This window comes from Spirulina major PCC 6313, from assembly GCF_001890765.1.
Taxonomy (GTDB): domain Bacteria; phylum Cyanobacteriota; class Cyanobacteriia; order Cyanobacteriales; family Spirulinaceae; genus Spirulina; species Spirulina major.
The window spans coordinates 2,629,114-2,653,459 of sequence record NZ_KV878783.1 but is presented as its reverse complement, the minus strand read 5'-3'; the positions used below and the strand labels follow the sequence as shown (position 1 = coordinate 2,653,459).

The following is a 24,346-nucleotide window of genomic DNA, read 5'->3' as shown; positions in this document are numbered from 1 at the left end:
AGGATAGATACGCATGAAAGCCATGATTCTGGCAGCAGGGAAGGGGACACGGGTTCGCCCTATTACCTACACCATCCCCAAACCGTTGATTCCTATCCTGCAAAAGCCGGTCATGGAGTTCTTATTAGAACTGTTACGCAAACATGGCTTCACGCAAATCATGGCCAATGTGAGCCACTTAGCGAATGAGATTGAAGGTTATTTCCGGGATGGCCAGCGGTTTGGGGTGGAATTGGGCTATTCCTTTGAAGGCAATATTGTTGATGGTCAGCTTGTGGGGAGAGCACTCGGTTCAGCGGGGGGCATTAAACGGATTCAGGAGTTTAAGCCCTTTTTTGATGACACGTTTGTGGTGCTGTGTGGGGATGCGCTGATTGATTTGGACTTGACCGCAGCGGTGCGCTGGCATAAAGAACGGGGGGCGATCGCCACCATCATCACCAAAACCGTCCCCAAAGCGCAGGTCTCTAGCTACGGAGTCGTGGTCACTGACGACAACGGCAGAGTGAAAGCCTTCCAAGAAAAGCCCGCCGTTGATGAAGCCCTCAGCACGATGATCAACACCGGGATCTATATTTTCGAGCCGGAAGTGATCGACTACATCCCCAGCGGAGAAGTCTACGACATTGGCGGCGACCTGTTCCCGAAATTGGTGGAGATGGGTGCATCGTTCTATGCCGTGGCGATGGATTTTGAATGGGTGGATATTGGCAAAGTCCCCGACTATTGGCAGGCGGTGCGCGGGGTCTTGACCGGTGAAATTAAAAACGTGGGCATCCCTGGCCGGGAAGAACGGCCGGGGGTTTACACGGGGCTGAATGTTCAGGTGAACTGGGACAAGGTGAACATTCAAGGGCCCGTGTATATCGGCAGCATGACCTGGATTGAAGATGGGGCGACGATTATCGGCCCGTCGATGATTGGCCCCAGTTGTCATATTTGCGCTGGGGCGACGGTGGATAATAGTGTGATTTTTGAATATTCGCGCCTGGGGCCGGGGGTGCGTTTGGTGGATAAGCTGGTGTTTGGTCGCTACTGTGTGGATAAAAATGGGGCGGCGATTGATGTGAAGGCGGCGGCGTTGGATTGGCTGATTACCGATACGCGCCAAAGCTTGCCCTTGTCGGAACCGGCAGAACGCAAAGATATGGAAGATCTCTTAAGCGAACAATGAATCGATGGACTTCAGCAGAGCACGCCTTGAGCTATTTAAGCCGGGCGGATCGGATTCCCCATCGTACTGAGGGGGAGCGGGTGGTGTTGGATCATGTGCCGCTCGATGTGTGGCGGGTGTTGGATGTGGGGACGGGGGATGGTCGGTTGGCGGCGTTGCTGAAGTGCGATCGCCCCTTCATGGAATGTGTCGTCCTGGATTTTTCCCCAACGATGCTCGAAAAAGTCACCGCCCGTTTTGGGGATGATCCCCTCGTGACTGTGGTGGCCCATAACCTTGATGAGCCATTGCCCGCCTTGGGGTCGTTTGATGCGATCGTCTCTAGTTTTGCCATTCATCACCTCAGCGACGATCGCAAGCGCAGCCTCTACGGGGAAATCTTCGCCCAACTCAAACCCGGTGGCATTTTCTGTAATCTTGAACATGTTTCCTCGCCAACCCCCGCGCTCCATCGCCATTTTCTGGAATCCATTGGCTACGGTGAGCACGAAGATGACCCGTCGAATCAACTCCTCGATGTGCAGACGCAATTAAATTGGCTCTGGGAGTTGGGGTTTAATGATGTGGATTGCTATTGGAAGTGGCTAGAAATGGCCCTGTTGGTGGGCAAAAAACCGCAGGCCGACCCCAATTAACGGGGAAAATTGAGGGATGTTGTGGCAGGGAAAAGACTGCGATCGCATCACCTCAAGCACCCTGGTTGTTAAAGCGATTGATAGTTGTTGATGGCTGATCTTGAGCAATTTTTGGTGCAATCAAATACACGATAAACTATTACAATTAATCCGTATAAATACGGATTTTAAGGATTGACGAAATTAGGTAATTTGTCCCATTCTAGGTAATCGCAACAGATTCTACTGGTTGAGTCTTGGGAAGCCATTCAAGCCAGAAAATAGGGATTACTCTGCTGAGGGATAATCTGTCGCCATAGGTAATAACATTGCTACAGCTTGTTCAGAAATCATCATATCCAGATCAGAAGCCCCCCTCCCATAGGGAAAGGGGTTTGGGGTGAGGGTAATGTATGAACAAGCGCTAAAACTCCCGTAACAGAATGGGGATCAATATTCACATAACTTTAATTATGAATGCAGAGGGTGATGGGATTCTGTTACAAAACGAAAAGCTACTCGCTTTTCGGAATGCTGCATCTTAGGATAAATCTAGACGATACATCCTCAATGTCTACCGTTTGTCTAGCGTTGTACTCTGCTTCAATGTTCATCCTTATCCGGCGATGGTTCGCGATTGATTAGTCATGGAAAATCTGCAAACCGAGCGCACCGTTGCTCTAACCCCACTATCTCAGATGAGTGACTTGGATCAACCCCATTGGAGTGCCTCCCATCAACTCTTCCAAAATATTTTTGCGGCGATCCATCATACCCAATCAATCCCCACCTTGTTTGCTGATGTTGTGACTGATGTGCGGGCCTTTTTTAAGGTGGATCGGGTGGGGGTTTTTCAGTTTGAATCGAGTTGGGATGGCCATGGGGTGTTTATCGCTGAATCGGTTGATCCCCATTGGACTCCTGGGCTGTTGGTGACGGTGCAGGATTCCTATTTTGGGCATCATTTAATGCAGCGGTATGCCCAGGGAACGATGAGCGCGATCGCAGATGTGGAAGCCGCCGGACTTAGTGCCTGTCACCTCGAAATGTTGCGCACCTTTCAAATTCGCGCCCAATTGATTGTGCCGATTCGCCAAAATGATCACCTCTGGGGATTGCTGGGAATTTATCACTGTCAGGGGGCGCGATCGTGGACGCAAGAGGAGATTGAACTCACCGAACAACTCGCCCAAATCCTCAGCCTTGCCCTCGAAAACCACCAGCACCAACAGCAACTCCAGGCCCAAACGGAACAACTGGCCGGAACCATGGAGCGGGAACGCACCCTCGCCACCACCGTCGATAAAATTCGCCGCTCCCTCGATATCCAAACCATTTTTGAAACCACCACCCAAGAAACCCGCCAACTGTTAACCGTCGAGCGATCGGTGATTTATCGCTTTGCCCCGGATTGGAGTGGCCAGATTGTGGCGGAATCCATGGCCCCGGAATGGCGATCGCTCCTCCAATCCCATCCCCTGATCGCCGACACCTATCTCCAAGAAACCGCCGGCGGCCGCTACCGCGATAACGAACCCTCCGTGATCCACGACATCTACAAAGCTGGATATTCCGACTGTCACGTTGAACTGATCGAACAACTGCAAGCCCGCGCCTACATCATTGTCCCCATCTTCCAATCCCTCAAACTCTGGGGCCTCCTCGCCGTCTACCAAAACTCCACCCCTCGGCAGTGGCAACCCTACGAAGTCGAACTTCTCACCCAAATCAGCATGCAATTGGGCATTGCCCTCCAACAGGCTGAACTCCTCGACACCACCCGCACCCAAGCCGCCGATCTCGCCCTCGCCATCAAAGAACTCCAACAAACCCAAACCCACCTGATCCAAAACGAAAAAATGGCCAGCTTGGGGCAACTCGTCGCCGGGGTCGCCCATGAAATTAACAACCCCGTCAATTTCATTTTTGGCAACCTCACCTACATTGACAACTACACCCAAGATTTACTCGACCTGATTCGGCTCTATCAAGAGTATTACCTCGTCCCCCCCCAGGCGATCCAAGAGCGCACCGAGGAGATTGATTTAGACTTTGTTGCTGAAGACTTGCCGAAAATTCTAGATTCCATGCGGATGGGCACAGAGCGCATCCGGCAAATTGTGCTTTCCCTGCGGACATTTTCCCGCCTAGATGAGTCTCAGATGAAAGCGATCGATATCCATGAGGGGATTGACAGCACCTTGCTCATTTTGCAGCATCGCTTAAAGGGTAAAACAAGCCATCAACCCATTAAGCTGGACAAACACTATGGAACCCTGCCCCTCATTGAATGTTATGGGGCGCAGTTGAATCAGGTGTTCATGAATATTTTGAGTAATGCCATGGATGCCTTAGAAGAACGAGCCAAGGGCGATCCGGCATTTCAACCCCGCTTAACCATTGCCACTGCCCAACAGGGGCAGATGATCCACATCTGCATTCGGGACAATGGCAATGGTATTCCGAGGAATGCCCAAAACCAGATTTTTGATCCGTTTTTCACCACGAAACCGATTGGGAAAGGCACGGGTCTGGGGCTATCGATTAGCTATCAGATTGTGGTGGATCGCCACCATGGCAAGATTGAGATTGACTCTCAACTGGGCCAAGGGACGGAGTTCCGGATTACCATTCCCCATCGTCACCCTACGCTTCACCCCACTCCTTCAGCTTCACCGATCTTCACGCCCAAAGCGCTCAACGCACCGCACAAATAATTCCACACCCATGCAAAGAACGCTTTCATCAAAGTCAAATTGGGGATGATGGTGGGGATAGTCCCAGCCTTGGGCGGGGTTGGCGGAGCCGAGGAAGAAGTAACAGCCGGGTACGGCTTGGAGGAAGAAGGACATGTCTTCGCCGCCCATGGTTTGGCAGTCGGGAACAATGCCAAGGTCGGGTTCGATCACGTCGGCGGCGACGGAGCGCACGAGTTCGGCCATGGCGGTATCGTTGATCACGGGGGGATACAGTTGCCAATAGTTGAGGTCGTAGGTGGCTCCGTGGCTTTGGCAGATGCCGCCGATGATGGTGTTGATGCGATCGCCAATCGTTCCCTCTAGGTCGGCGTTGAAATAGCGCACGGTTCCACTGAGGCGGGCTGTATCGGCAATGACGTTGAGGGCTGTGCCGGCATGAAATTCGCCCACGGTCACCACCGCAGCATCGAGGGGCTTGATAGTGCGGGAGACAATGGTTTGGAGGGCATTGACGACCTGGGAGGCGACGACAACGGCATCAATGGTTTGGTCGGGCATTGCACCATGGCCGCCTTTGCCTAAAATCGTGCAGCGGAAACATTCCACCGCCGCCATTAATGGCCCGCTGCGAACGCCCACCGTCCCCAAGGGTAAATTATTCCAAATGTGCAACCCGATGATCCCGTCCACGTCCGGATTCTGCAATACGCCGGCTTCAATCATCGGTTTTGCGCCCCCGACACTTTCTTCGGCGGGCTGAAAAATGAATTTCACCGTGCCGCAAAAGGCATCTCGATGCTGGGCGAGATAGTAGGCCGTTCCGAGGGCGATCGCTACATGGCCATCATGGCCGCAGGCGTGCATCTTGCCCTCTTGTTGGGAACGATAGGGAACATCATTCGCTTCTTGGATGGGGAGCGCATCCATATCCGCCCGAATGGCGAGGACGGGGCCGGGATTGGAACTTGCGATCGTTGCTACTACGCCAGTTTTGGCGATTTCTGTTTGATGATCAATACCCCAATCAGTGAGCTTTGCCGCGATCAGGGTGGCGGTTTGGCGTTCATCAAAGGCGAGTTCCGGTTGTTGATGAATCTGCCGCCGCCATTGCACGAGGTCTCGTTGCAGGTTGCGAATGTCAAGGCGCACCTTAGATAGATCCAGGGTGGGTGCGATCGGAAATGTGGAAACCATAGGACGATTAAAGAGTGAGGAATGGGCAGCCTGAGTTGACTACGTTGAACGGTTTGATCTTAATGGGTGTCGCTGTAGTAGCGATCGCACTGGATCAGACTATGCAATAACACATTCGCCCCCTGCACACATTCTTCGGGGGAGGTGTATTCAAACTCGGAATGACTCAACCCGTTTTCGCTCGGCACAAAAATCATGCCCATATCGGTAATGACGGCGAGTTCTTGGGCATCGTGACTGGCACGACTGGGGAGGTAGGTGTAGGACAGGTCGAGGGCTTGGCTGGCGGTGGCGATGATCTCCTGGAGGTGGGGTTCAGCCAGGGCGGGTTCGTTGCGCAGACGACGTTCAAAGCGAATTTTGGTGTTGGTGGCGATCGCAATTTCCTGCACATGCAAATCCAACTGCTCCAAGAGGCGATCGATGTGCAAACTGGACAAATCCCGAATATCCAAGCTCATTTCCACCCGACCCGGCACCACATTCACCGCATTGGGAAACACCTGAATCTGCCCCACCGTGGCCACCTGTTGCCCTGGTGTATTCGCCACCTCATGCACCGCCAACACCACCCGCGACGCGGCCACAAGCGCATCACAGCGCATATACATCGGCGTAGTTCCGGCGTGGTTTTCTTGCCCTTCGACGCTGATCTGATAGCGGCGTTGCCCGACAATCCCTTCAATCACGCCGATCGCTTTCCCCATCGATTCGAGAATCGGCCCCTGTTCAACGTGCAATTCCAGAAAGGCGGCGATTTCGTGGGGTTGGCGTTGGGCGAGGTGAATCTGATCCCAATTGCCCCCCACCCGCGCTAGACAGTCCTGAATCGATTCGCCATCGGGACGGCGGTAATAGTCAGGATCGGGAAACACCCGCCCGGATATGCCTTTACTGCCGATCATGCTGCTTTCTTCGTCGGTGAAGACAATCACCTCTAGGGGATGGCGCAGATGGAGGTTGCGGTCATGGAGCGATCGCACCACCTCCAGCCCCGCCAACACCCCAAACGCCCCGTCATACCGCCCCCCGCAAGGAACCGTATCAAGATGCGACCCCGTCGCCAACACCGGCAGATGATCCTGCTGACCCGGATAGCGGCCGATCACATTCCCCGCCGGATCAATACGCACGGTCATCCCCGCTTGGGTCATCTGGTTCTGTACCCACTGGCGGGCTTGGCAATCTTCGGGGCTATAGGCAATGCGACGCACCCCACCTTGGGGCAAACGGCCAACATTTGCCAGATCATCAATACTTTGGAGGAGGCGATCGCAATTCACCAAGGGCAAACTCATGCGGGGTGTGGTCGTCATAAAAGGAGTGAGGGGGTAGATGAATAATGGAACAAATCAGCCAGGATGAACATCGCTATCAAGCGCCTATCCTATCGGGTGAACAAACACAACGCCGCCAGCCGTTTCAAGGGATCTGAAGGTCAAACTGGAATGGAGCGATCGCGCATGGCAAGATCACAAAAAGCCTCAAACCCTTACCCAGAATCACGGCCCGATTAACGCTTTGACCATCAATTCCCCTAGACGTTGAACCGAAAACAGCCCACCCGATAACGTTTGGCTCTCCCCCTAGCCTACGCTGTTTTGCGAGTTCCAGGGAGTAGCCTAAGTTACGCTCAAAAGTTTCTCTAAAAATTCCCCCGTCAGCTTGCCAAAGGCCCGCGATCCAGATGAATTGGGAGTACTTAAAACCGCTGGCGTAAAGCCATCAACAGCCTTTGCCACATTCACATCCATCGGAATTGTGGTATCAAACAGATAGTTGGGTTCAAAATCCTGTTTAATTCGTTGCATCACTTGACTATAATAGCGTCCACTAAATAACCCACCCGACAGGATAAACACAATCCCTAATAAGTTAGCAGTCAAGGTTGGATCATATTGCGCTTTGAGCTTTGCGATACGTTGTTGAAGCAATTGAATACCCACCAGAGAAAGAGGCTCAGGACGGGCAGGCAAAAGATAGAAATCACTAGCAACGATCGCACTCCGCGTCAAAAGATTATACCCAGGCGCACAGTCCATCAAAACATAGTCATACTGATCGCGAATGGGCTCTAAAATTGACTGCATGAGCTTCTTTTCAAACTGGACCCACACTTCAGCAAACTTTTGCGAATCTGCTGCTTCGGCGGTGCGTTTATACAAGGTTTCCGCCACAATATATTCGTCGTATAGTTCAATATCACCCGGCAATAAATCCAACCCCGGCAGATCACAGACCGATTTTAAAATCATATCCGGAGTGGAAAACTTACGAACAATATAGGGGCGAATGACTTTATCAATGAGGTAACTCAGCGTGCGGCGGCCGCGTCGTAATTTCCCGAAGTCTTGCGGAGATAAAACGCTCAACGTAGCACTAATTTGGGAGTCTAAATCAACAATTAAGACCCGTTTTTGATGGTCACGCACCAAGCAGGTGGCGAGGTTAACGGTGAGGGTCGTTTTGCCGACACCGCCTTTCATATTAATCGTGCTGAAAACAAGGGTCATGGCGTAAAGGCAGAGATATAAAGGCAGAAAGGGAGGGAGGCAAGGGGCTTAAGCCCCTTGTTTACCTAGAGTTAGGCGGACTTTATTCCGGCAAAAAAACGGATTGCTTGAACCTTTAGCACTGTACCGGAATCTGTTTGGGGTTGGGGTTATTTTTTGCCGCGCACGGTTTTGGCGAGTTTTTGAAGGAATTCGGCGGTGAGTTTGCGAAAGGCACGAGCGCCGGGGGCTTTGGGGTTGTTGATCACGACAGGTTGATAGTCTTCGACGGCTTTGGCCACATCGACGTTTTGGGGGATTTCGGTGGCGAAAATGTTGGCGGGGCCAAATTCGGCTTCAAGGCGGTGCTTGACTTTGAGTTCCATGTTGCTGGCTTGGCCGCGGGCGGTGTAGGCGAGGCCGATCATTTTAATTTTGGTGCGATCGCATTCCCGCAACTGTTTAATCCGACTTTCCAGCAAGCCGATCCCCACCACGGACAAGGGTTCGGCGCGGGCCGGAATCAGGTAAAGATGACTGGCGAGGACGGCACTGCGGGTGATCAGGTTATCGCCGGGGGGGAAGTCAATCAAAATTACGTCATAGTTGCGAATCACGGGTTTGAGGATCATCCGCATCAGGTAGTTTTCGACGCGATTCCAGGTTTTTTCGTAATTCTGCTGGTTAGCGATCGCCTTCGTATTGATCAACGCCGACAGCAAATAATCATCAAACAGTTCCACATCCCCCGCCAAAATATCCAGCCCCGGCACACCACAAACATCACGATAAATCACCTCTTGAATCCTCAAGGGCTGGCCAATATCAGCTTGAATGGTTTGATTCACCAGGGTTTTGAGGGTGCGCCGTTCTTTTTTGAGCTTGGCAAAGTCCAGGGGGGACATCACACTCAAGGTGGCGTTCACTTGGGTATCGAGGTCAACGATCAACACCCGTTTTTGATAATCCCGCGCTAAACAGGTCGCTATGTTGACCGTGACCGTGGTTTTACCCACGCCCCCTTTCATATTGACGATTGAAACAACATATCCCATGGGTATTGGTGTGGCAGATGGCGTGGGTGGAACGGAACAACCGCAATTAAATCATGCTCATCTTGGCACAATCCCCTACGGAATGGATAGTCCCGTGGCCGCAGGTTGGGTGAGGGTGATTTAGTCTGAAGACTGCTCGTGGAGTTTGACACGGTTGAGCATCACGGTATTGGCTGAATAGAGGGCGAGGGCGGCCCAAATACAGCCGAAGGTGATGCCGTGGGTGGTGGTGAAGGGTTCGTGGTAGAGAAAGACCCCGATGCTTAATTGTAGGGTGGGGGCGAGGTATTGATAAAAGCCGAGGCTGACGAGGGGCAGGCGTTTGGCGGCGTTGTTGAACCACAGTAGCGGCATGGAGGTGACGACTCCGGCTCCGATAAAGGCGAGGGTGATGCCGGGGGTAGCGGTGAAATGTCCCAGGCCCTGTAGTTCCCAGGCCCCCACTAAAATCAGCAACAGGGGCGCGATCATCAGGGTTTCCACGGCGAGACCCACCAAGGGCGCGATCGCAATCATTTTGCGCAGCAATCCATACAGTGCAAAGGAAAAGGCTAACCCTAGGGCAATCCAAGGCACTTGCCCCAAATCTTGAATGAAGATCACCACCCCCGCCCCGGCCAAACTCACCGCGACCCACTGCACCCAATTCAGGCGTTCTCGCAACACCACCAACCCCAGCAGCATGGTGACGAGGGGGCAGATGTAATAGCCGAGGCTGGTTTCGACGACGCGATCGCTGTTCACGCCATAGATATAGATGCCCCAATTGAACGCGAGTAAACTGGTGGTGATGAATAGGCCGAGGAGTTGGCGGCGCGATCGCAACACCTGCCGCAATTCCGGCCAGCGTCGCTGCACCGTCAAAATACTCAGCAGAAACACCATCGACCAAATCATCCGATGGCTCAACACCTCCACCGCCGGAATCACGCCAAACAATTTCCAATAGATCGGCAGCAGTCCCCAAGCCCCGTAGGCGAAGACAGCATAGAAAACTCCCGTCAGGGTTGTTGAGGCGGGTGTCCGGTTCATTGCGTGATGGTGTGGGTTAGGGTCAATTGGATGCCAGCATGGGCATTGTCCACAGAGTGACCATCCTATCGCAACTCACTAAACTTCTGATTCACACGATCGAGTAAGTGCAAAATCTCATTACTCACGGTCTGCATCTCGATCAATTTTTGCTGAGCAGCAGCAACTTGATTGTGCTGTTTGAGCGTCACAATCTCCTGGGCCATCTCATGAAGTTGCCGATGCACTCGTTCGAGATCTCGCATCTTCGGAAAATGACCATAGCTCGACAAGCCATCACTGTACAACCACGTACCCAGCTTGCATTGCCGATAGGAGGTGAGGCAAGAAGCAGGAGGGGTTGCATTATCACTACCGATATAGGTGCTCAATTGTAGGCCCCACATCGCATGTTTCGTTTTCGCCAGGGTGAAGTCAATCATGGGTTTTAATCCACCGCTTGAATCCTTTAGTTCCACCCTAACCTGCCACCCTTGAGCATCTGAAAATATCCTTAAAAGCTACAGAAATGCTTCAAGAATTTTGATATAGCAATCCTATTTGATTCATGAACAGGCAAGGGGCTTAAGCCCCTTGTTAGCGGGGATTATGGATTTACGATTGATTGAGGATCGCTATAGAGCGGTTTTTTAATGGGTTAAGCCATGTTCGAGGGCGTAGCGGACGAGTTCGGTGCGGCTGTTTGTACCTGTTTTACTGAACAGCCGACTGACGTATTTCTCGACGTTGCGGACGCTGGTTTCGAGATGGCTGGCAATTTCTTTATTCATTAACCCTTGGGCAACGAGGTCTAAGACACTTTGCTCGCGGGGGGTGAGGTCGATATGGATGGGCGATGCGGATTGGGTGATGCCGGGGCGTTGATCGAGCATTCCTTTGATGCTGGCGAGTTCGCGGGCGATCGCTTCTAATTTCGCGCTGTCCCCTTGGCTGGCTTCGGCCACGGCTCGCCGCGCCAGCAGGTTTTTCACCATCGCTAGCAGTTCATCCGGCTCGAAGGGTTTGGGCAAATAGGCATCACAGCCAGCTTGATAGCCTTGAATGCGATCGCTCGTCATCCCCCGCGCCGTCAGAAAAATTACGGGTAAATTCTTAAAGCGGTCATCCTCACGCAGTTGCTGCAAAAACTGATAGCCATCCACCTGGGGCATCATCAAGTCAGAAATCACCAAATCAAAGGTCTCTTTTTCCAACATCACCCAGGCCTCGGCGGCACTGGCCACCGCCGTCACTGCAAATTCTTCGTCATCTTCAAGATAGATCTGCACGGCCTCGCGCAGGCCCGGTTCATCATCTACCAATAAGAGTTTAGGAATGTCGGTCATAGTCAGAGGGGCGGAGGATAGGTTAAGAGTTTTCAGGATCGCTAGTGATCCTTTTACTGTAGCAGTTGGGTCAGGACTTACGCAGCGAGACAGGCAAACAAGGAGACTAAGCCCCTTGCCTCAAGGAAAAACGGAGAGATGGGCCAGGAGTTTGTATCAGTCTTGTGGGTTTAGGATTTTTAGAGGGTGGGGAAAGCATTGGCGACCACTGGACAGGAGCGCGATCGCGCTAGCCTAACCAAGACAGGGGTAGGCTTGGTTTTCGGCAGGGGGTGTGGCACACTTTTTGAAATAAATGGATTGGGTACAGTATGGAACTGCGGATTGGTTGGCTTTATCCCACCTTGATGAGCACCTACGGCGATCGCGGCAATGTGATCTGTCTGCAACAGCGTTGCCAATGGCGCAACATTGATGTTGCCGTTGTCCGTTTAGATCAAAATGCCACCCCGGAGCAGTTCGATCAGGTGGATGTGATCGTCGGGGGCGGGGCGCAGGATCGGCAGCAAGAAATCGTGATGCGCGACCTGCAAGGGGAGAAGGCGGCGAAGTTGCGATCGCAACTCGACCACGGCATCCCCGGCGTGTTTACCTGTGGATCACCGCAACTCCTCGGCAAGTATTATGAACCCGGCATCGGTCAACGCATTGACGGCCTAGGGTTGCTCGATCTCGTCACCAAACATCCCGGCTTGAATACACCCCGGTGTATTGGCAATGTTGCCTTTGAATTAGTCTCCCCTGAATTAGTTGCCGCCCTCGAACCCCTCTGGCCCGAACCGCCGATCGTGGTGGGGTTTGAAAACCATGGCGGCCGTACCTATTTAGGCGAAACTCAACCCCTCGGCAAAGTGATGATTGGCTACGGCAACAATGGCGAAGATGGCTGGGAAGGGGCGTTGCATCGCCATGCGATCGCCACCTATTCCCACGGCCCCCTCTTGCCCAAAAATCCCTTCCTCGCCGACTGGCTGATCCAAACCGCCCTGCTGCAAAAGTACAATCGCCAGGTGACGTTGCAGAAACTCGATGACTCCCTTGCAATTCAGGCAAGAGCCGCCCTGTTTAAACGATTAGAGTTATCCAGTCTGCTCAAGACAGCGTAAACTAGGGGCAAGGGGCACTTGCCTCTATTGCACTTTCGCACTAGATGAGAATCATGGCTGGACAGGCAATCGATCGAGGCACTACCGGAATTTTGATCCTGATTATTCCGTTTGCATTGTTTGTTGTCTTTCTCTACTCCGCCTGGCCGATTCTGCTTGCCATTGTTGCCCTCAGTATTGCGTTGCGGCTTTGGCAACAATATCAATGGAAAGTCTTGGGCGATCGCATCAATCCTGCCTTTAATGCCCTCCTCAAAGAAAATAAAGGCTGCCTCACAGCGGTTGATCTTTCCCTCCGTTGCGATCTTGCCCTCAACACCGCCCAACAATTCCTCGAACATCGCGCCAACGAATACGGAGCCCAGCGCAAAGTCGTCCCAGAGCGTGGCACACTTTACTATTTCCTCACCGCCAGTGCCTTAGGCGCAATCTTTGACACCAGCACCCCAGCCAGCGATCCCGAAGCCCTCACCCCGGAAGAACTCACCCCTAGCGATCCCACCCCCCAAAAAGCCCTCATCCAAGCGGAACTCGCCAAACGCCTCGATGTCCATTCCGGAACCCTCACCAAGCGCAAATCCGACAGCAGCTTCTCCGACTGGAGCCGAGAAAAAGACCCCGACGGCATTGCCTGGCAATACGCCGCCAAACAAAAACTTTTTATCCCCCTCACCAACGAAAAGTAAGCTCCCCAGTGTGATGCGGATGCGATTAAGACATCAAGGGGCTGATGGAGGTAACCATTTCATCCGGCCATTGAAAACGGCTCTCAACCTCTAGCGAGCAAGATGCTCGCATGACGGAATTACCGGATTATTTCCGTAAGTTTCATCAGCCGCCTTGCCTATTGTTCCGTGGTGAGCAGATCAGGGTGCTTTCGCCCCTTGCACGAGGGAATTAACTGGGGTGAGGGTTAGCGATCGCCCACTTGTGCCCCCTCCTGAGGGCTAAAAATCGACTCCGGGTGGCAATAGTATTTAAACTCCAGAAGATTATAAAAAGGGTCTTCGAGGAAAAAAGTACGGTGCTCCGTCACCTTGCCAGGAAAGCGGCGTTTCTCCGATTCCCGAAACTGGAGATTGTGGGTTTTGGCGCGATCGAGGGTGGTTTCCCAATCGGCTTCATCAGGGAAAATGAGGCCAAAATGACGGGGATAGATGCCCTTTTGGGGAGTGAGGGGATCGGGGGTGACATGGGCCACCACTTGATGGTCCCAGAAATTGAGGATTATCGCTTGGGGGGATTCGCGCCCAACTGTGCAGCCGAGACCCTCCACATAGAACGTTTTAGCCTGGTCAATGTCGTTAATGGGGATCGCCAGGTGAAATAAAGATGCGGTCATAGCGTTCGAGGTGGATCTTGAAAATGGATCTAGCCTAACAAGTTTGGGGCCAGTGGTTGACGATCGGGGCATAAACTGGCCCGTGGGGATTGCCTGGATGAGGGCCTGATTGGCTGGGGCGATCGCTCCACTATGTCAAATTTTCGTAACATTAAGCCGGTCAACGGCGGTAAATTGTTAGATTAGATACAGAATTGTTTGCGGAGGAAGAGAAATGCAGTTATCTTATCGTGGCGTCATTTATAAGCCTCAACATACGACAGTGGATGTTAAAGAAGGCGAAGTTGCCGGACAGTATCGTGGCGCTCCTTGGCGTGTTCATCGCTATGGTCAATATGCTCAAACCCTTCAGCAGGATCACCAATTGATCTATCGCGGCATTCGCTACACACATTAAATGGTGTGACGATGTGGGTCAGGGTTGCATTAAGTTCCCATCGTTTTTAACTCATTCAAACTTTTTTAGCAATCACGGATTTAAATCACTATGCAGCTTTGTTATCGTGGCGTTCAGCATAATTGCCATTCTCTTTCCTTGGAGGTGAGTGAAAGTGAGTTGAGCGGGAAATACCGCAGTCAAGCGTATCATTTACGCTATCCGCGCCATGTTCCCGCTCTAGAGCCTAAGTCTAATTTGTGCTATCGCGGCGTGACTTATCAACGCTGTCCGGAAATTCAAACCGAGGTTAAAATCAAAGCACAATTGGCGGCGATCGCTCGCTCTTGCCACTGTTCTTCTTCCCCACCCCATGCCCCCAAGGCCCAAAACGCTTTTTCTGCTGTTCACTTCGACAACATCAAACAAGATTTAGAGCGACGGATTCAAGTGGCACAAAACCGTGGCGATGATTCCCTCGTCTCGCTACTCCAACAGGAATCAGAACAGCTTGCATCTTAACTAAAGATGTCAATCCGTCTGATTGCTGCCGTTGACTCTAAAGCCCAGCTTGTCTGGGCTTTTATTCTGGGGCAATGTGTTCTAGGGACATGACATTACGTTAATCGGTGGGTTAGGGCGATCGCTCCGGTTAGGCGAGGCCGTTGGTGAGGGAGTCGGTGAGGTATTGGGCGGTGGATTCAACGAGGGCGATCGCATTTTCGTAGAGCATCCGTGTTGGGCCAATTAACCCCACACTGCCCACGGGGGTTGTGCCATGGGAATATTGGGCAGAAATGAGGGTGCAACTGTTGAGGGGTTCGAGGGAGTTTTCCGAGCCGATGCGCACCGTTACCCGCTGCGGGGTGGGGGCTGGCGCGGTGAACATGAGGGGAAAGAGTTGCTCTTGTTCTTTTTCCAAAAGATGGAGGAGGGCTTGAATCTGCTGCACTTCGGAAAATTCCGGTTGGCGCAGGGCTTCGGCGAACCCGTGGATCAAGATGGGCATCACCGTCGGGGTTTGACAGCGGCGCAGAACCTCGGTTAACACCTGCTGCACGAGGTTGCTATAGCGGCGAAACTCTTCGCCGAGTTCTTGCCAGTTGACCTGTTGGAGGGTGGCGAGGGCTTGGCCGCGCAATTTTTGGTTGAGGAAGTTGGAGAGGATTTGCAGTTCATCTTCGATCGCCCAATCGTCATCGTCGGCGATCGCCTCTAATCCCAGCAGCGTTTCCAAATCCAGCAGCACCGATTGGGTTTGGTAGGCATCGGTGACAATAATTAACATTCCTTGGGTGTCGTTAATCGGCAACACCTGAAGATGCTGGATGGTTTGGTTGGTGTTGTGGGGCAGGGTGATCAGGGCAATATAGCCGCTGAGGGTGGCGAGAATCTGCGCGGCCCGTTGGAGAATCTGTTCGAGGTGATAGGTTTGCCAGTCCAGTTTTTGCTGATAGAGGGCGCGGAGGTGCTGGCCCGACAGATCATTAAGGGTGATCAATTGATCCACATAGACCCGATAGCCTGAATCCGAGGGGACACGCCCGGCGGAGGTGTGGGGTTGATAGAGCAAGCCCACCTTTTCGAGGCGACCCATGGTATTACGAATCGTGGCGGAACTGACTTGAAAATCGTACTCGTCGGCTAACGCTTTGGAGCCGACCGGTTCGGCGGTGGCAACATACCGCCGCACCGTTGCCCACAGGATATGTTGTTGTCGCTCACTGAGTTGATCGTGACCTGGCATAGTCAAAGTCTTGGGAGATTAAAAAAATTTATTATTCGGTGAGGCTACGGACAAGAGGGGATGAATCAGTAGCGAGCGATCGCTGGATCAACCAGACTGGCATAGGCATCAATGCCGCCCCTTATATTTGTAACATTGGTAAATCCTTGGCTCCGTAACCATTGGCACATTTGCGCCGAGCGCATACCGTGGTGGCACAGGACATAGGTTTCTGCATGGGGATCAAGGGTTTGGGGGAGCGTCGTTGACCATTGGGCAAAGGTGCTGAGGGGGAAAACTTGAAAATTAGGCAGACTTGCCATTGCGATTTCTTCGGTTTCTCGCACGTCAATGAGTTGGAGCGTATCATCGCCTGCGGCGAGACGTTGGGCCAGATCGGTGACGGAAATACTCGGAAGGGGGTCAGAATGGCTGTGCATGGGAGAGTCAAAATTGTAGAGAATATTAAACGCGCAATGACGAATGATAGATGATGTCGATTCGTCCATTCTATCGGGATCAGGGCAAAGGAGTATGGTGGGTAAACGGGGAATAATCCTAGGGTTCATCGTGGTGGGGCTGCTGTTGGCCGATCGCGGCATTGCTCTGATCGCGCAAATTCTGTGGTTTGAAGAGGTGGGTTACCAGGCGGCGTTTTGGACGCGGATGCAGACTCAGGTGCTGCTCTGGGTGGGGGTAAGTGGGCTTTCGGCGCTGTTTTATTTTAAAAATTTGGCTTGGTGCGATCGCCACCAATACCCCCACCCCGCGCCGGTGGACAATCGCCCCCTGGGCCCGCTGCCCCTTCCCCCCAAGGCCCAATCCCTGTCCCTGCGCTGGTTGTTGCCGATTACCGTCAGTTTGGCGGTGTTCTTGGGCTGGCTGACGGTGCAGTATGCCTACGTGGCGTTTCAATACGGGTGGCTGGGGTCATCGGTTCCCACCCTGACCCCGGATCTGCCGCCGACGCTGAGTTGGCGATCGCTGATTGCCCTGTTTGCCCCCGATCACACTCGGCTCTGGCTGATTGTGGCAGCGATCGCCCTGGGCATCATCGTGCGGGTGCAGTGGATGGTGCGTGGCTTGGGGCTAGTGGTAGTGGTGCTCTTGGGCTATTTAGCCACCAACCATTGGACGCGCCTCCTCACCTGGCAGTCCGCCACCCCGTTCTATGAGCGTGACCCCCTCTTCAACCTGGACATTAGTTTTTATCTCTTTCGCCTGCCGGTGATTGAATTGATGTCCCTCTGGTTTGCTGGGTTGGCGCTTGTGACCCTGATCGCCTGCCTGCTGGTCTATCTCCTGTCCGGTGATAGCCTGTCCCAAGGACGGTTTCCGGGCTTTTCCCCGCCCCAATTGCGCCATCTTTACCGCTTGGGTGGGGTGATGATGGGTGCGATCGCCCTTCAGCACGTTGTCACCTGTTTTCAGCGCGTCTACTCCACACGGGGCGCAGTCTACGGCGCAGGCTACACCGATGTCAATCTCCAACTCCCCTGGGAAATCGGTTTGGGCTGCATCGCCTTGGGCATCGGCATCGGGCTGATCTGGCAATCCACCTCCCGCCGCCGTCCCCGCGACTGTCGCCTCCTCACCGTCGGCCGCAACATCATCATCCTCTACCTGATCCCCTCCCTCCTGGGCCTCACCCTCAGCAGCGCCATGCAACGCTTTAACGTTCAGCCCAACGAACTCGAACGAGAAACCCCCTACCTCACCCGCAGCATCGCCGCCACCCGAAACGCCTTCGGCCTCGATGCGATCGAGGCCCAAACCTTCGACCCCCAAGACACCCTCAGCCTCGCCCAAATCGAAGCCAACCCCCCCACCATCGACAACATCCGCCTCTGGGACACCCGCCCCCTCCTCCAAGCCAACCGCCAACTCCAAGAAATTCGCCTCTACTACAGTTTTAACGATGCCGACATCGATCGCTACACGATCCAACGCTATCTCGACGACGGTACGATCGAAACTCAAACCCAACAGATGATCATCGCCCCCCGCGAACTGGACTACGACAAAGTCGAAGGCGTGACCAAAACCTGGGTGAACGAGCATTTGGTCTACACCCACGGCTACGGGTTCACCCTGTCGCCTGTGAATCGTGTCGGGGAAGGGGGGCTACCGGCCTACGATGTACAGGATATTGGCACGGAAGCCGATGCGGGGCAGCTACAAATCGCGGATGACCTCGTGCCGGGGAGTATTCCCCTCGGTCGGCCGCGGATTTACTTTGGCGAACTGACCCACACCCATATTCTGACCTCCACGAAGGTGCAGGAATTTGACTTTCCCAGCGGGGCGGATAATGTGCTGAATACCTACGATGGTACGGGGGGAATCGCTTTAGATTCCCTGTGGCGGCGTTGGGTGTTTGCGGCCTATTTGCGGGATTGGCCCATGCTGTTTACGGAAAACTTCACGCCGGAAACGCGGCTGTTGTTCCGCCGCACGATTACCCGACGGTTGCAGGAAATTGCACCGTTTTTGCGCTATGACAGCGATCCTTATTTAGTCGTGGCGGATGTGGAGGATCAGCCGGAGACATCGGGGGAGGGGAATTATTTGTATTGGATGATCGATGCCTATACGACGAGCGATCGCTACCCCTACTCCGATCCCGGCGAGAACCCCTACAACTACATTCGCAACTCCGTGAAAGTCGTCGTCGATGCCTATAACGGTGATGTCACCTTCTACATCGCTGACCCCACCGATCCGATCATTCAAACCTGGCATAAGATTTTTCCCCAACTCTTCCGCTCCTTAGAACAGATGCCGCCCGCGTTGCGATCGCACCTCCGCTACCCCGCCGACCTCTTCAACACCCAATCCGAACGCCTCCTCACCTACCACATGCGCGAACCCCGCGTCTTCTACAACCGCGAAGACCAATGGGCCATCCCCCAAGAAATCTACGCCGACACCACCCAACCCGTGGAATCCTATCACCTGATCATGCGGCTCCCCACCGCCAACAACGCCGAATTCGTCCTGCTCCATCCCTACTCCCCCGTCGCCCGCCCCAACCTAATCGCCTGGCTCGCCGCCCGCTCCGACGGCGACAACTACGGCAAACTCCTCCTCTACCAATTCCCCAAACAAAAACTCGTCTTCGGCGTTTCCCAAATCGAAGCCCTGATCAACCAAGACCCCGAAATCTCCCAACAAATCTCCCTCTGGAATACCCAAGGCTCCCAAGCCGTCCAAGGCAACCTCCTCGTCATCCCCATCGAAGATGCGCTACTCTATGTCGAACCCCTCTACCTCGAAGCCGAACAAAATAGCGTCCCCACCCTCGCCCGCGTCATCGTCGCCTACGACAACACCATCGTCATGGCCAAAACCCTCGACCAAGCCCTCCAAGAACTCTTCACCCCCTCCCCCACCCCCGACACCCCAGAAGTGATTCGCCGCTCCGTCGATACCCCCGCCGAACTCCTCACCCCAATCCCCTCTACCCCAGACCCCTCCCCCACCGTTGCCCCATGACAATTCGCTGGATTGTGAAAAAAAGCCGCGTCCTCCTCTCGGTGTATTACGCCTATATGGTGGAATATCGCGCCGAACTTTTGTTTTGGATGTTGTCGGGTTCGTTGCCGTTGATCTTAATGGGAGTCTGGATTGAGGCAGCGGGGACGGGACAATTTGGGCTAACCAGTTTGGAGTTTGCCCGCTATTTTGTAACGGTGTTTTTGGTGCGGCAATTTACCCTGGTGTGGGTGGTGTGGGAATTTGAAAAAGAAGTGGTACAGGGAAAGCTCTCATTACGGCTGCTGCAACCCATTGATCCCGTGTGGCACCATGTGGCGGGTCATCTCTCGGAACGGGTGGCACGGCTGCCGTTTTTGTTGATTTTAATTGGGCTAATTTATGCCTTATATCCCCAGGTGTTTGTGTGGCCGGGGTGGGCGGCGGTGCTGTGGGGTGTGGCGGCAACGTTGGCGGCGTTTTTGCTGCGGTTTTTGCTGCAATATTCCCTGGCAATGATGGCATTTTGGACAGAACGCGCCAGTGCCTTAGAACAGTTTTTCTTTTTGTTTTACTTGTTTTTTTCAGGGTATATTGCACCACTGAATGTGTTCCCGGAATCGATGCTGCGGATTGTGCAATGGACCCCGTTTCCCTATGTCCTCTATTTTCCGGCGGCGATTTTCGTTGGGTTTCCGGTGGATCTCGGACGGGGCTTTTTGGTGATCGCTCTTTGGTGTATTGGTCTCTTCTTTGTCAATCGCCTCCTCTGGCGGCGCGGCTTGAAACAGTATTCCGGCATGGGAGCTTAGGCGATCGCTTTCTCAAAAATGCGGTAGGTTTTTGCGATCGCACTCCCCGTCACTTCGATTAGATGGCGTGACGGTTTATTATCTTCCCAGACAAAGGAATGCTCGGCGGTTTTGTAGGGTTTGCTTGGTTTTGTACCCTGTGCCATCAGCAAGTGAACGAGCGCGAGCGGCACAGCTTTACGGCGATATTCAGGGAGGGCTGTAATGGCGATCACACGGGCGCGATCGATCTGGCGGCGATACCAGAGAAACTTGAGAATTCCCAACCAATTCAACTTGCCATTGACCTGTTTTAAAGCAATATTGTAATCCGGCAACGCCATACAAAATCCGATCATTTTGCCCTGATCTTCCGCAACGGGAAAAATATCAGGATCAACCAAGGTTTTTAGATCCTGGGCCTCTTCCCAAAACTCGTCCCAGGTGCGCGGGCTTGAACTCCAATTATTTGCAAACATCGTTGTAAAGAGGTTGTATAAGGTACGGCAATCTTGCTCGAAGGCTTCCCCTTTAATGTGCAAATTACGGAAGGTAATCCCGGATTTTAAGGCGATTTGATACGATCGCTCAAAGCGAGAATCGAGAGGTTTGCTCAAGTCCATCCTGTAGGCGTAGGCATCCTTCGCCGTTTCCCAACCCAGACGGGTCATGACGTCGATGTAATAGGAGGGATTGTAGGGGGTAAGGATGTGGGGATCATCGGTAAACCCATCAGCGAGGAAAAGACAGCTATTGTGGGTGGAAAAATCAATCGGGCCACGGATGCGGGTGATATTGCGATCGCGTAACCACTGTTCCGCCGCTGCGAAGAGTTGCGCCGCCACATCGTCATCGTCAATCACTTCAAAAAAACCAAACAGCCCGATTTGTTCCCCTTCCCGCTCGATCAAACGGCGATTAATCGACGGCACAATTCGCCCCACCGGTTCACCATCCTTAATCGCCACAAAGGGCTGAATTTCCCCATAGGTGAGAAACGCATTCTCTGGGCTAAATTGTTTGCGCACCCCGCTGTCCAACGGTCGCACCCAATGGGGATCATCCCGATACACTTGCAAGGGCACTGCAAAAAATTGCTCGAACTGTTCAGGGGTTTGCACCGGAAAAATTTCAATAGCTGTCATGGTTGTAATTGGGTAAAAACGCCGCTTAAAAATAAAGTGAATGCTTAAAATTGGGACTACAATAACACGAGTTTTCGCTATCCTGACCCAAAAAGTTCAAGAGAAGTCGGTACACTAGAGAACGCTGCCGCTTTCTCGATTTTCCTAGTTTATGAACTTTCTCTCTAATCTGTTTTCCCCTGGTCAAGCCCTGCCGCCCCTCCGCCGTACCCGGCGCGGCATTGAATTGAAATCTGACGTTGAAATTGAACGGATGCGCGTATCGAGTCGGATTGTGGCGAAGGTGTTGCAAGGGGTTGCCGATCGCGTCCAGCCGGGGATGACCACCGCCGATCTTGATGCCTACGCCGAAGAACAGATTCGCGCCGAGGGAGCTACACCGAGTTTTAAGGGCTATCATGGGTTTCCGGCTTCGATCTGTGCCTGTTTAAATGATCAGGTGGTGCATGGGATTCCCAGCCGGAAGGCGGTGATTCGTAATGGGGATCTTTTAAAAGTGGATACGGGGGCGTTTAAGGATGGCTACCATGGCGATTCCTGTATCACGATCGCAGTCGGTCGCGTTAAACCGAATCGACTGAAATTGATGCAGGTGGCGGAAAAAGCCCTCTATCAAGGCATCGCCCAGGTGAAACCGGGGAATCGACTGCTAGATATTGCCGGGGCGATCGAAGATTATGTTATGCCCTACGGCTACAGCGTTGTGGATGATTTTACGGGTCACGGGGTGGGGCGCAATTTGCACGAACCGCCGGCGGTGTTCCATGCTCGCACGGATGAACTGCCGAACGAGGTGCTCAAGCCGGGGATGACGTTAGCGATTGAGCCGATTATTAATGCGGGGTCGAAGCTGACGCGGACATTGCGCGATCGCTGGACAGTGGTGACGGCCGATCAAAAATGTTCCGCCCAGTTTGAACATACGGTGCTCGTCACCGCCAACGGCCATGAAATTTTGAGCGATCGCACCCCCTTTCAAGCCTGAGTGCTCCCCAGCTGCCCTCCACAGAGCAGCGGTGGATTATGGCAAAATCAACGGAACAAGCATTTTGAAATGAAGATTATGGTGCGTTTAATAGTGCTGCTCTGTTGTGTACTGCTAACCGCCTGCGCCCCCAGTGTGGCGCAGGAACGGCAATTTTTACCTTTGCAGGCGGAGTTGATCAATTCGGTGACGCTGCCTCAACAGGAATTAGACGGCACACCCATCGGCGGATTGTCGGGGTTGACCTACGATCGCACCACCGAAACCTTCTATGCCATTTCCGACGATCGCAGCAACGAAGCCCCCGCCCGCGCCTATCGGTTTCAGATTGAACAGAACGACGCGGACGGCGCGATCGCTCGGATCAGCTTCGACCAAGTGATCACCCTCAAAGACAGCAACGGCGAACCCTTCGCCCCCGGAACCCTCGACCCGGAAGGCATCGCCTTCACCCCCCGCCATACTCTGATGATCAGCAGTGAAGGCAACCTCAACCGCGATATTGCCCCCTGGATTCAAGAGTTTGACCCCAGTACGGGCCAAGCCCTGCGATCGCTCAGACTCCCCGCCCGCTTTCTCCCCGCCACCCCGATCCGTGACCCCGATCCACCCCACGGCATCCGAAATAATCTGGGCTTAGAATCCTTAGATGTGCAGTGGACAGGGCTTTCACCAGACGATCCCTTTCGCCTCTTCACCGCGCCAGAATCCCACCTCACCCAAGACGAGCGCCGCACCGACACCGATGGGCGCGATCGCATTCGGCTCTTGCATTATCTGATTAATCCCTTTGGTGATCCGGTCTTGGTGTCGGAAAATGCCTATCTCCTCGAACCCGCCCCAGAGGGTTCCCTCTCCCATGGTTTGAGCGATCTGCTCACCCTGAATGAAGAAGGCCATCTCCTGACCTTGGAGCGATCGCTCACCCTCAACGGCTACACCGCCCGCCTCTTCCAAGTGGTCGCTGGGAACGCCACCGACACCTCCCGCATCGCCACCCTCGGCGGTGAACTCACCACCGTCGCCCCCCTCAAAAAACGACTCCTCCTCGATCTCAGCACCCTCAACATCCCCCTCGACAACCTCGAAGGCATGACCCTCGGCCCCCGTTTAGCCGATGGCAGTTCCCTCCTCGTCCTCGTCAGTGATGACAATTTCAGCGCGGAACAGGTGACACACTTCCTCTTTTTCCGTTTAATGGAAGGACAATTAACCCCCTAGTGCTATGACCCATGCCACCGATGTTTTGACCCTAGCCCGCTGGATGGCGGCGGATTTCAGCAACCAAGAGCAAGCCTACGAAAATCCGCCCTTTTTTGCCCATATTCGTGTCTGTATGCGCAAAGCACCGGCCACGGGTCTCGACGGGATCAGCTTAATGGTGGAACAGGCCTACGACTATATGCTCAATAGTCCCTATCGGCTGCGGGTGCTGAATTTGAAAACCGTCGGGGATCACATCGAGATTGAAAATTTTCTCGTCAAGGATGAGAAGGACTTTTGGGGGGCGAGTCGGGAGCCGGAACGGTTAACGGCCTTGACGGGCGATCGCCTCACTCTGATGCCTGGCTGTAACATGATCGTGCAATGGACGGGCCATAGTTTTAAGGGCAATGTGGAACCGGGGAAAGCCTGTCGTGTCGTGCGGAAGGGTCAAGAAACCTACCTCGACAGCACCTTTGAAATTGATGAGGCTCTCTTTCAAAGTTGGGATCGGGGGCGCGATCTAGACACTGATGCCGCCGTGTGGGGTTCCGTGGCGGGGGCATTTCGGTTTAAGCGCTGGACGAGTTTCGCCGCTGAAATGATCGCCTAG

Annotated in this window: 23 protein-coding genes; 12 read left to right on the top strand and 11 right to left on the bottom strand. The window is 53.5% G+C overall.

Going from position 1 to position 24,346, the window contains the following annotated elements:
* Positions 1-13 precede the first annotated feature (13 nt).
* The 3 genes from SPI6313_RS11655 to SPI6313_RS11645 all read left to right on the top strand — a co-directional run bounded on the left by SPI6313_RS11655 (position 14) and on the right by SPI6313_RS11645 (position 4,505).
* Positions 14-1,174 (top strand): nucleotidyltransferase family protein, encoded by a 1,161-nt coding sequence (locus SPI6313_RS11655; RefSeq protein WP_072621154.1) that lies wholly within the window; start codon positions 14-16, stop codon positions 1,172-1,174.
* Positions 1,171-1,809, top strand: coding sequence for a class I SAM-dependent methyltransferase (locus SPI6313_RS11650; protein ID WP_072621153.1), 639 nt, complete (start codon positions 1,171-1,173; stop codon positions 1,807-1,809). The genes SPI6313_RS11655 and SPI6313_RS11650 overlap by 4 nt, the downstream gene beginning before the upstream one ends.
* A 677-nt stretch (positions 1,810-2,486) precedes the next feature.
* Positions 2,487-4,505 carry a GAF domain-containing sensor histidine kinase gene (locus tag SPI6313_RS11645; RefSeq protein ID WP_217650578.1) on the top strand — a complete coding sequence of 673 codons (2,019 nt, stop codon included), beginning with the start codon at positions 2,487-2,489 and terminating at the stop codon, positions 4,503-4,505.
* Here the strand turns inward: SPI6313_RS11645 and SPI6313_RS11640 are convergent.
* The 7 genes from SPI6313_RS11640 to SPI6313_RS11610 all read right to left on the bottom strand — a co-directional run bounded on the left by SPI6313_RS11640 (position 4,461) and on the right by SPI6313_RS11610 (position 11,585).
* Positions 4,461-5,681 (bottom strand): M20 metallopeptidase family protein, encoded by a 1,221-nt coding sequence (locus SPI6313_RS11640; protein WP_072621151.1) that lies wholly within the window; start codon positions 5,679-5,681, stop codon positions 4,461-4,463. The two genes, SPI6313_RS11645 and SPI6313_RS11640, sit on opposite strands and share 45 nt — an antisense overlap.
* A 59-nt stretch (positions 5,682-5,740) precedes the next feature.
* Positions 5,741-6,997 (bottom strand): Zn-dependent hydrolase, encoded by a 1,257-nt coding sequence (locus SPI6313_RS11635; RefSeq protein WP_072621150.1) that lies wholly within the window; start codon positions 6,995-6,997, stop codon positions 5,741-5,743.
* Positions 6,998-7,303: 306 nt separating this feature from the next.
* Positions 7,304-8,194 (bottom strand): ParA family protein, encoded by an 891-nt coding sequence (locus SPI6313_RS11630; protein WP_072621149.1) that lies wholly within the window; start codon positions 8,192-8,194, stop codon positions 7,304-7,306.
* Between the two features lie 149 nt (positions 8,195-8,343).
* Positions 8,344-9,228, bottom strand: a complete 885-nt coding sequence (locus SPI6313_RS11625; RefSeq protein ID WP_072621148.1) for a ParA family protein — start codon at positions 9,226-9,228, stop codon at positions 8,344-8,346.
* A gap of 120 nt (positions 9,229-9,348) precedes the next feature.
* Positions 9,349-10,260, bottom strand: coding sequence for an EamA family transporter RarD (gene rarD / locus SPI6313_RS11620; protein ID WP_072621147.1), 912 nt, complete (start codon positions 10,258-10,260; stop codon positions 9,349-9,351).
* A 65-nt stretch (positions 10,261-10,325) separates the two neighbouring features.
* Entirely contained in the window at positions 10,326-10,682 is a 357-nt protein-coding gene (locus SPI6313_RS11615) for a CZB domain-containing protein (RefSeq protein WP_084668995.1), read from the bottom strand.
* Between the two features lie 207 nt (positions 10,683-10,889).
* Positions 10,890-11,585, bottom strand: coding sequence for a response regulator transcription factor (locus SPI6313_RS11610; RefSeq protein ID WP_072621146.1), 696 nt, complete (start codon positions 11,583-11,585; stop codon positions 10,890-10,892).
* Between the two features lie 311 nt (positions 11,586-11,896).
* Between SPI6313_RS11610 and SPI6313_RS11605 the strand changes: the two genes are divergently transcribed.
* Together SPI6313_RS11605 and SPI6313_RS11600 are read left to right on the top strand one after the other, a co-directional pair.
* Positions 11,897-12,691: a type 1 glutamine amidotransferase gene (locus tag SPI6313_RS11605; RefSeq protein WP_072621145.1), complete on the top strand. Its 795-nt coding sequence runs from the start codon at positions 11,897-11,899 to the stop codon at positions 12,689-12,691.
* A gap of 53 nt (positions 12,692-12,744) precedes the next feature.
* Positions 12,745-13,377 carry a hypothetical protein gene (locus SPI6313_RS11600; RefSeq protein ID WP_072621144.1) on the top strand — a complete coding sequence of 211 codons (633 nt, stop codon included), beginning with the start codon at positions 12,745-12,747 and terminating at the stop codon, positions 13,375-13,377.
* Between the two features lie 227 nt (positions 13,378-13,604).
* On the opposite strand, the gene SPI6313_RS11595 is transcribed toward SPI6313_RS11600, so the two are convergent.
* Positions 13,605-14,033, bottom strand: a complete 429-nt coding sequence (locus tag SPI6313_RS11595) for a VOC family protein (RefSeq protein ID WP_072621143.1) — start codon at positions 14,031-14,033, stop codon at positions 13,605-13,607.
* Between the two features lie 214 nt (positions 14,034-14,247).
* On the opposite strand from SPI6313_RS11595, the gene SPI6313_RS11590 reads away from it, so the two are divergent.
* On the top strand, positions 14,248-14,430 hold the full coding sequence (locus SPI6313_RS11590; protein WP_072621142.1) for a DUF4278 domain-containing protein: 183 nt from the start codon (positions 14,248-14,250) through the stop codon (positions 14,428-14,430).
* Between the two features lie 90 nt (positions 14,431-14,520).
* Positions 14,521-14,931, top strand: coding sequence for a DUF4278 domain-containing protein (locus tag SPI6313_RS11585; protein ID WP_072621141.1), 411 nt, complete (start codon positions 14,521-14,523; stop codon positions 14,929-14,931).
* Positions 14,932-15,061: 130 nt separating this feature from the next.
* Here SPI6313_RS11585 and hrcA read toward each other — a convergent pair whose 3' ends face one another.
* Complete coding sequence (gene hrcA, locus SPI6313_RS11580) at positions 15,062-16,156, bottom strand: heat-inducible transcriptional repressor HrcA (RefSeq protein WP_072621140.1); 1,095 nt, start codon at positions 16,154-16,156, stop codon at positions 15,062-15,064.
* A 65-nt stretch (positions 16,157-16,221) separates the two neighbouring features.
* Positions 16,222-16,575, bottom strand: a complete 354-nt coding sequence (locus SPI6313_RS11575) for a rhodanese-like domain-containing protein (protein ID WP_072623107.1) — start codon at positions 16,573-16,575, stop codon at positions 16,222-16,224.
* A gap of 94 nt (positions 16,576-16,669) precedes the next feature.
* Between SPI6313_RS11575 and SPI6313_RS11570 the strand changes: the two genes are divergently transcribed.
* Both SPI6313_RS11570 and SPI6313_RS11565 read left to right on the top strand, forming a co-directional pair.
* Positions 16,670-19,630: a UPF0182 family protein gene (locus SPI6313_RS11570; RefSeq protein WP_072621139.1), complete on the top strand. Its 2,961-nt coding sequence runs from the start codon at positions 16,670-16,672 to the stop codon at positions 19,628-19,630.
* Complete coding sequence (locus tag SPI6313_RS11565) at positions 19,627-20,421, top strand: ABC transporter permease (protein ID WP_139276622.1); 795 nt, start codon at positions 19,627-19,629, stop codon at positions 20,419-20,421. The genes SPI6313_RS11570 and SPI6313_RS11565 overlap by 4 nt, the downstream gene beginning before the upstream one ends.
* On the opposite strand, the gene SPI6313_RS11560 is transcribed toward SPI6313_RS11565, so the two are convergent.
* Entirely contained in the window at positions 20,418-21,545 is a 1,128-nt protein-coding gene (locus tag SPI6313_RS11560) for a hypothetical protein (protein ID WP_072621138.1), read from the bottom strand. The two genes, SPI6313_RS11565 and SPI6313_RS11560, sit on opposite strands and share 4 nt — an antisense overlap.
* A gap of 151 nt (positions 21,546-21,696) precedes the next feature.
* On the opposite strand from SPI6313_RS11560, the gene map reads away from it, so the two are divergent.
* The 3 genes from map (at position 21,697) to SPI6313_RS11545 (ending at position 24,346) form a co-directional block, all read left to right on the top strand.
* Positions 21,697-22,530 (top strand): type I methionyl aminopeptidase, encoded by an 834-nt coding sequence (gene map / locus SPI6313_RS11555; RefSeq protein ID WP_072621137.1) that lies wholly within the window; start codon positions 21,697-21,699, stop codon positions 22,528-22,530.
* 69 nt (positions 22,531-22,599) lie between these two features.
* Positions 22,600-23,751 (top strand): esterase-like activity of phytase family protein, encoded by a 1,152-nt coding sequence (locus SPI6313_RS11550; protein WP_072621136.1) that lies wholly within the window; start codon positions 22,600-22,602, stop codon positions 23,749-23,751.
* A gap of 4 nt (positions 23,752-23,755) precedes the next feature.
* Positions 23,756-24,346 carry a chromophore lyase CpcT/CpeT gene (locus SPI6313_RS11545; protein WP_072621135.1) on the top strand — a complete coding sequence of 197 codons (591 nt, stop codon included), beginning with the start codon at positions 23,756-23,758 and terminating at the stop codon, positions 24,344-24,346.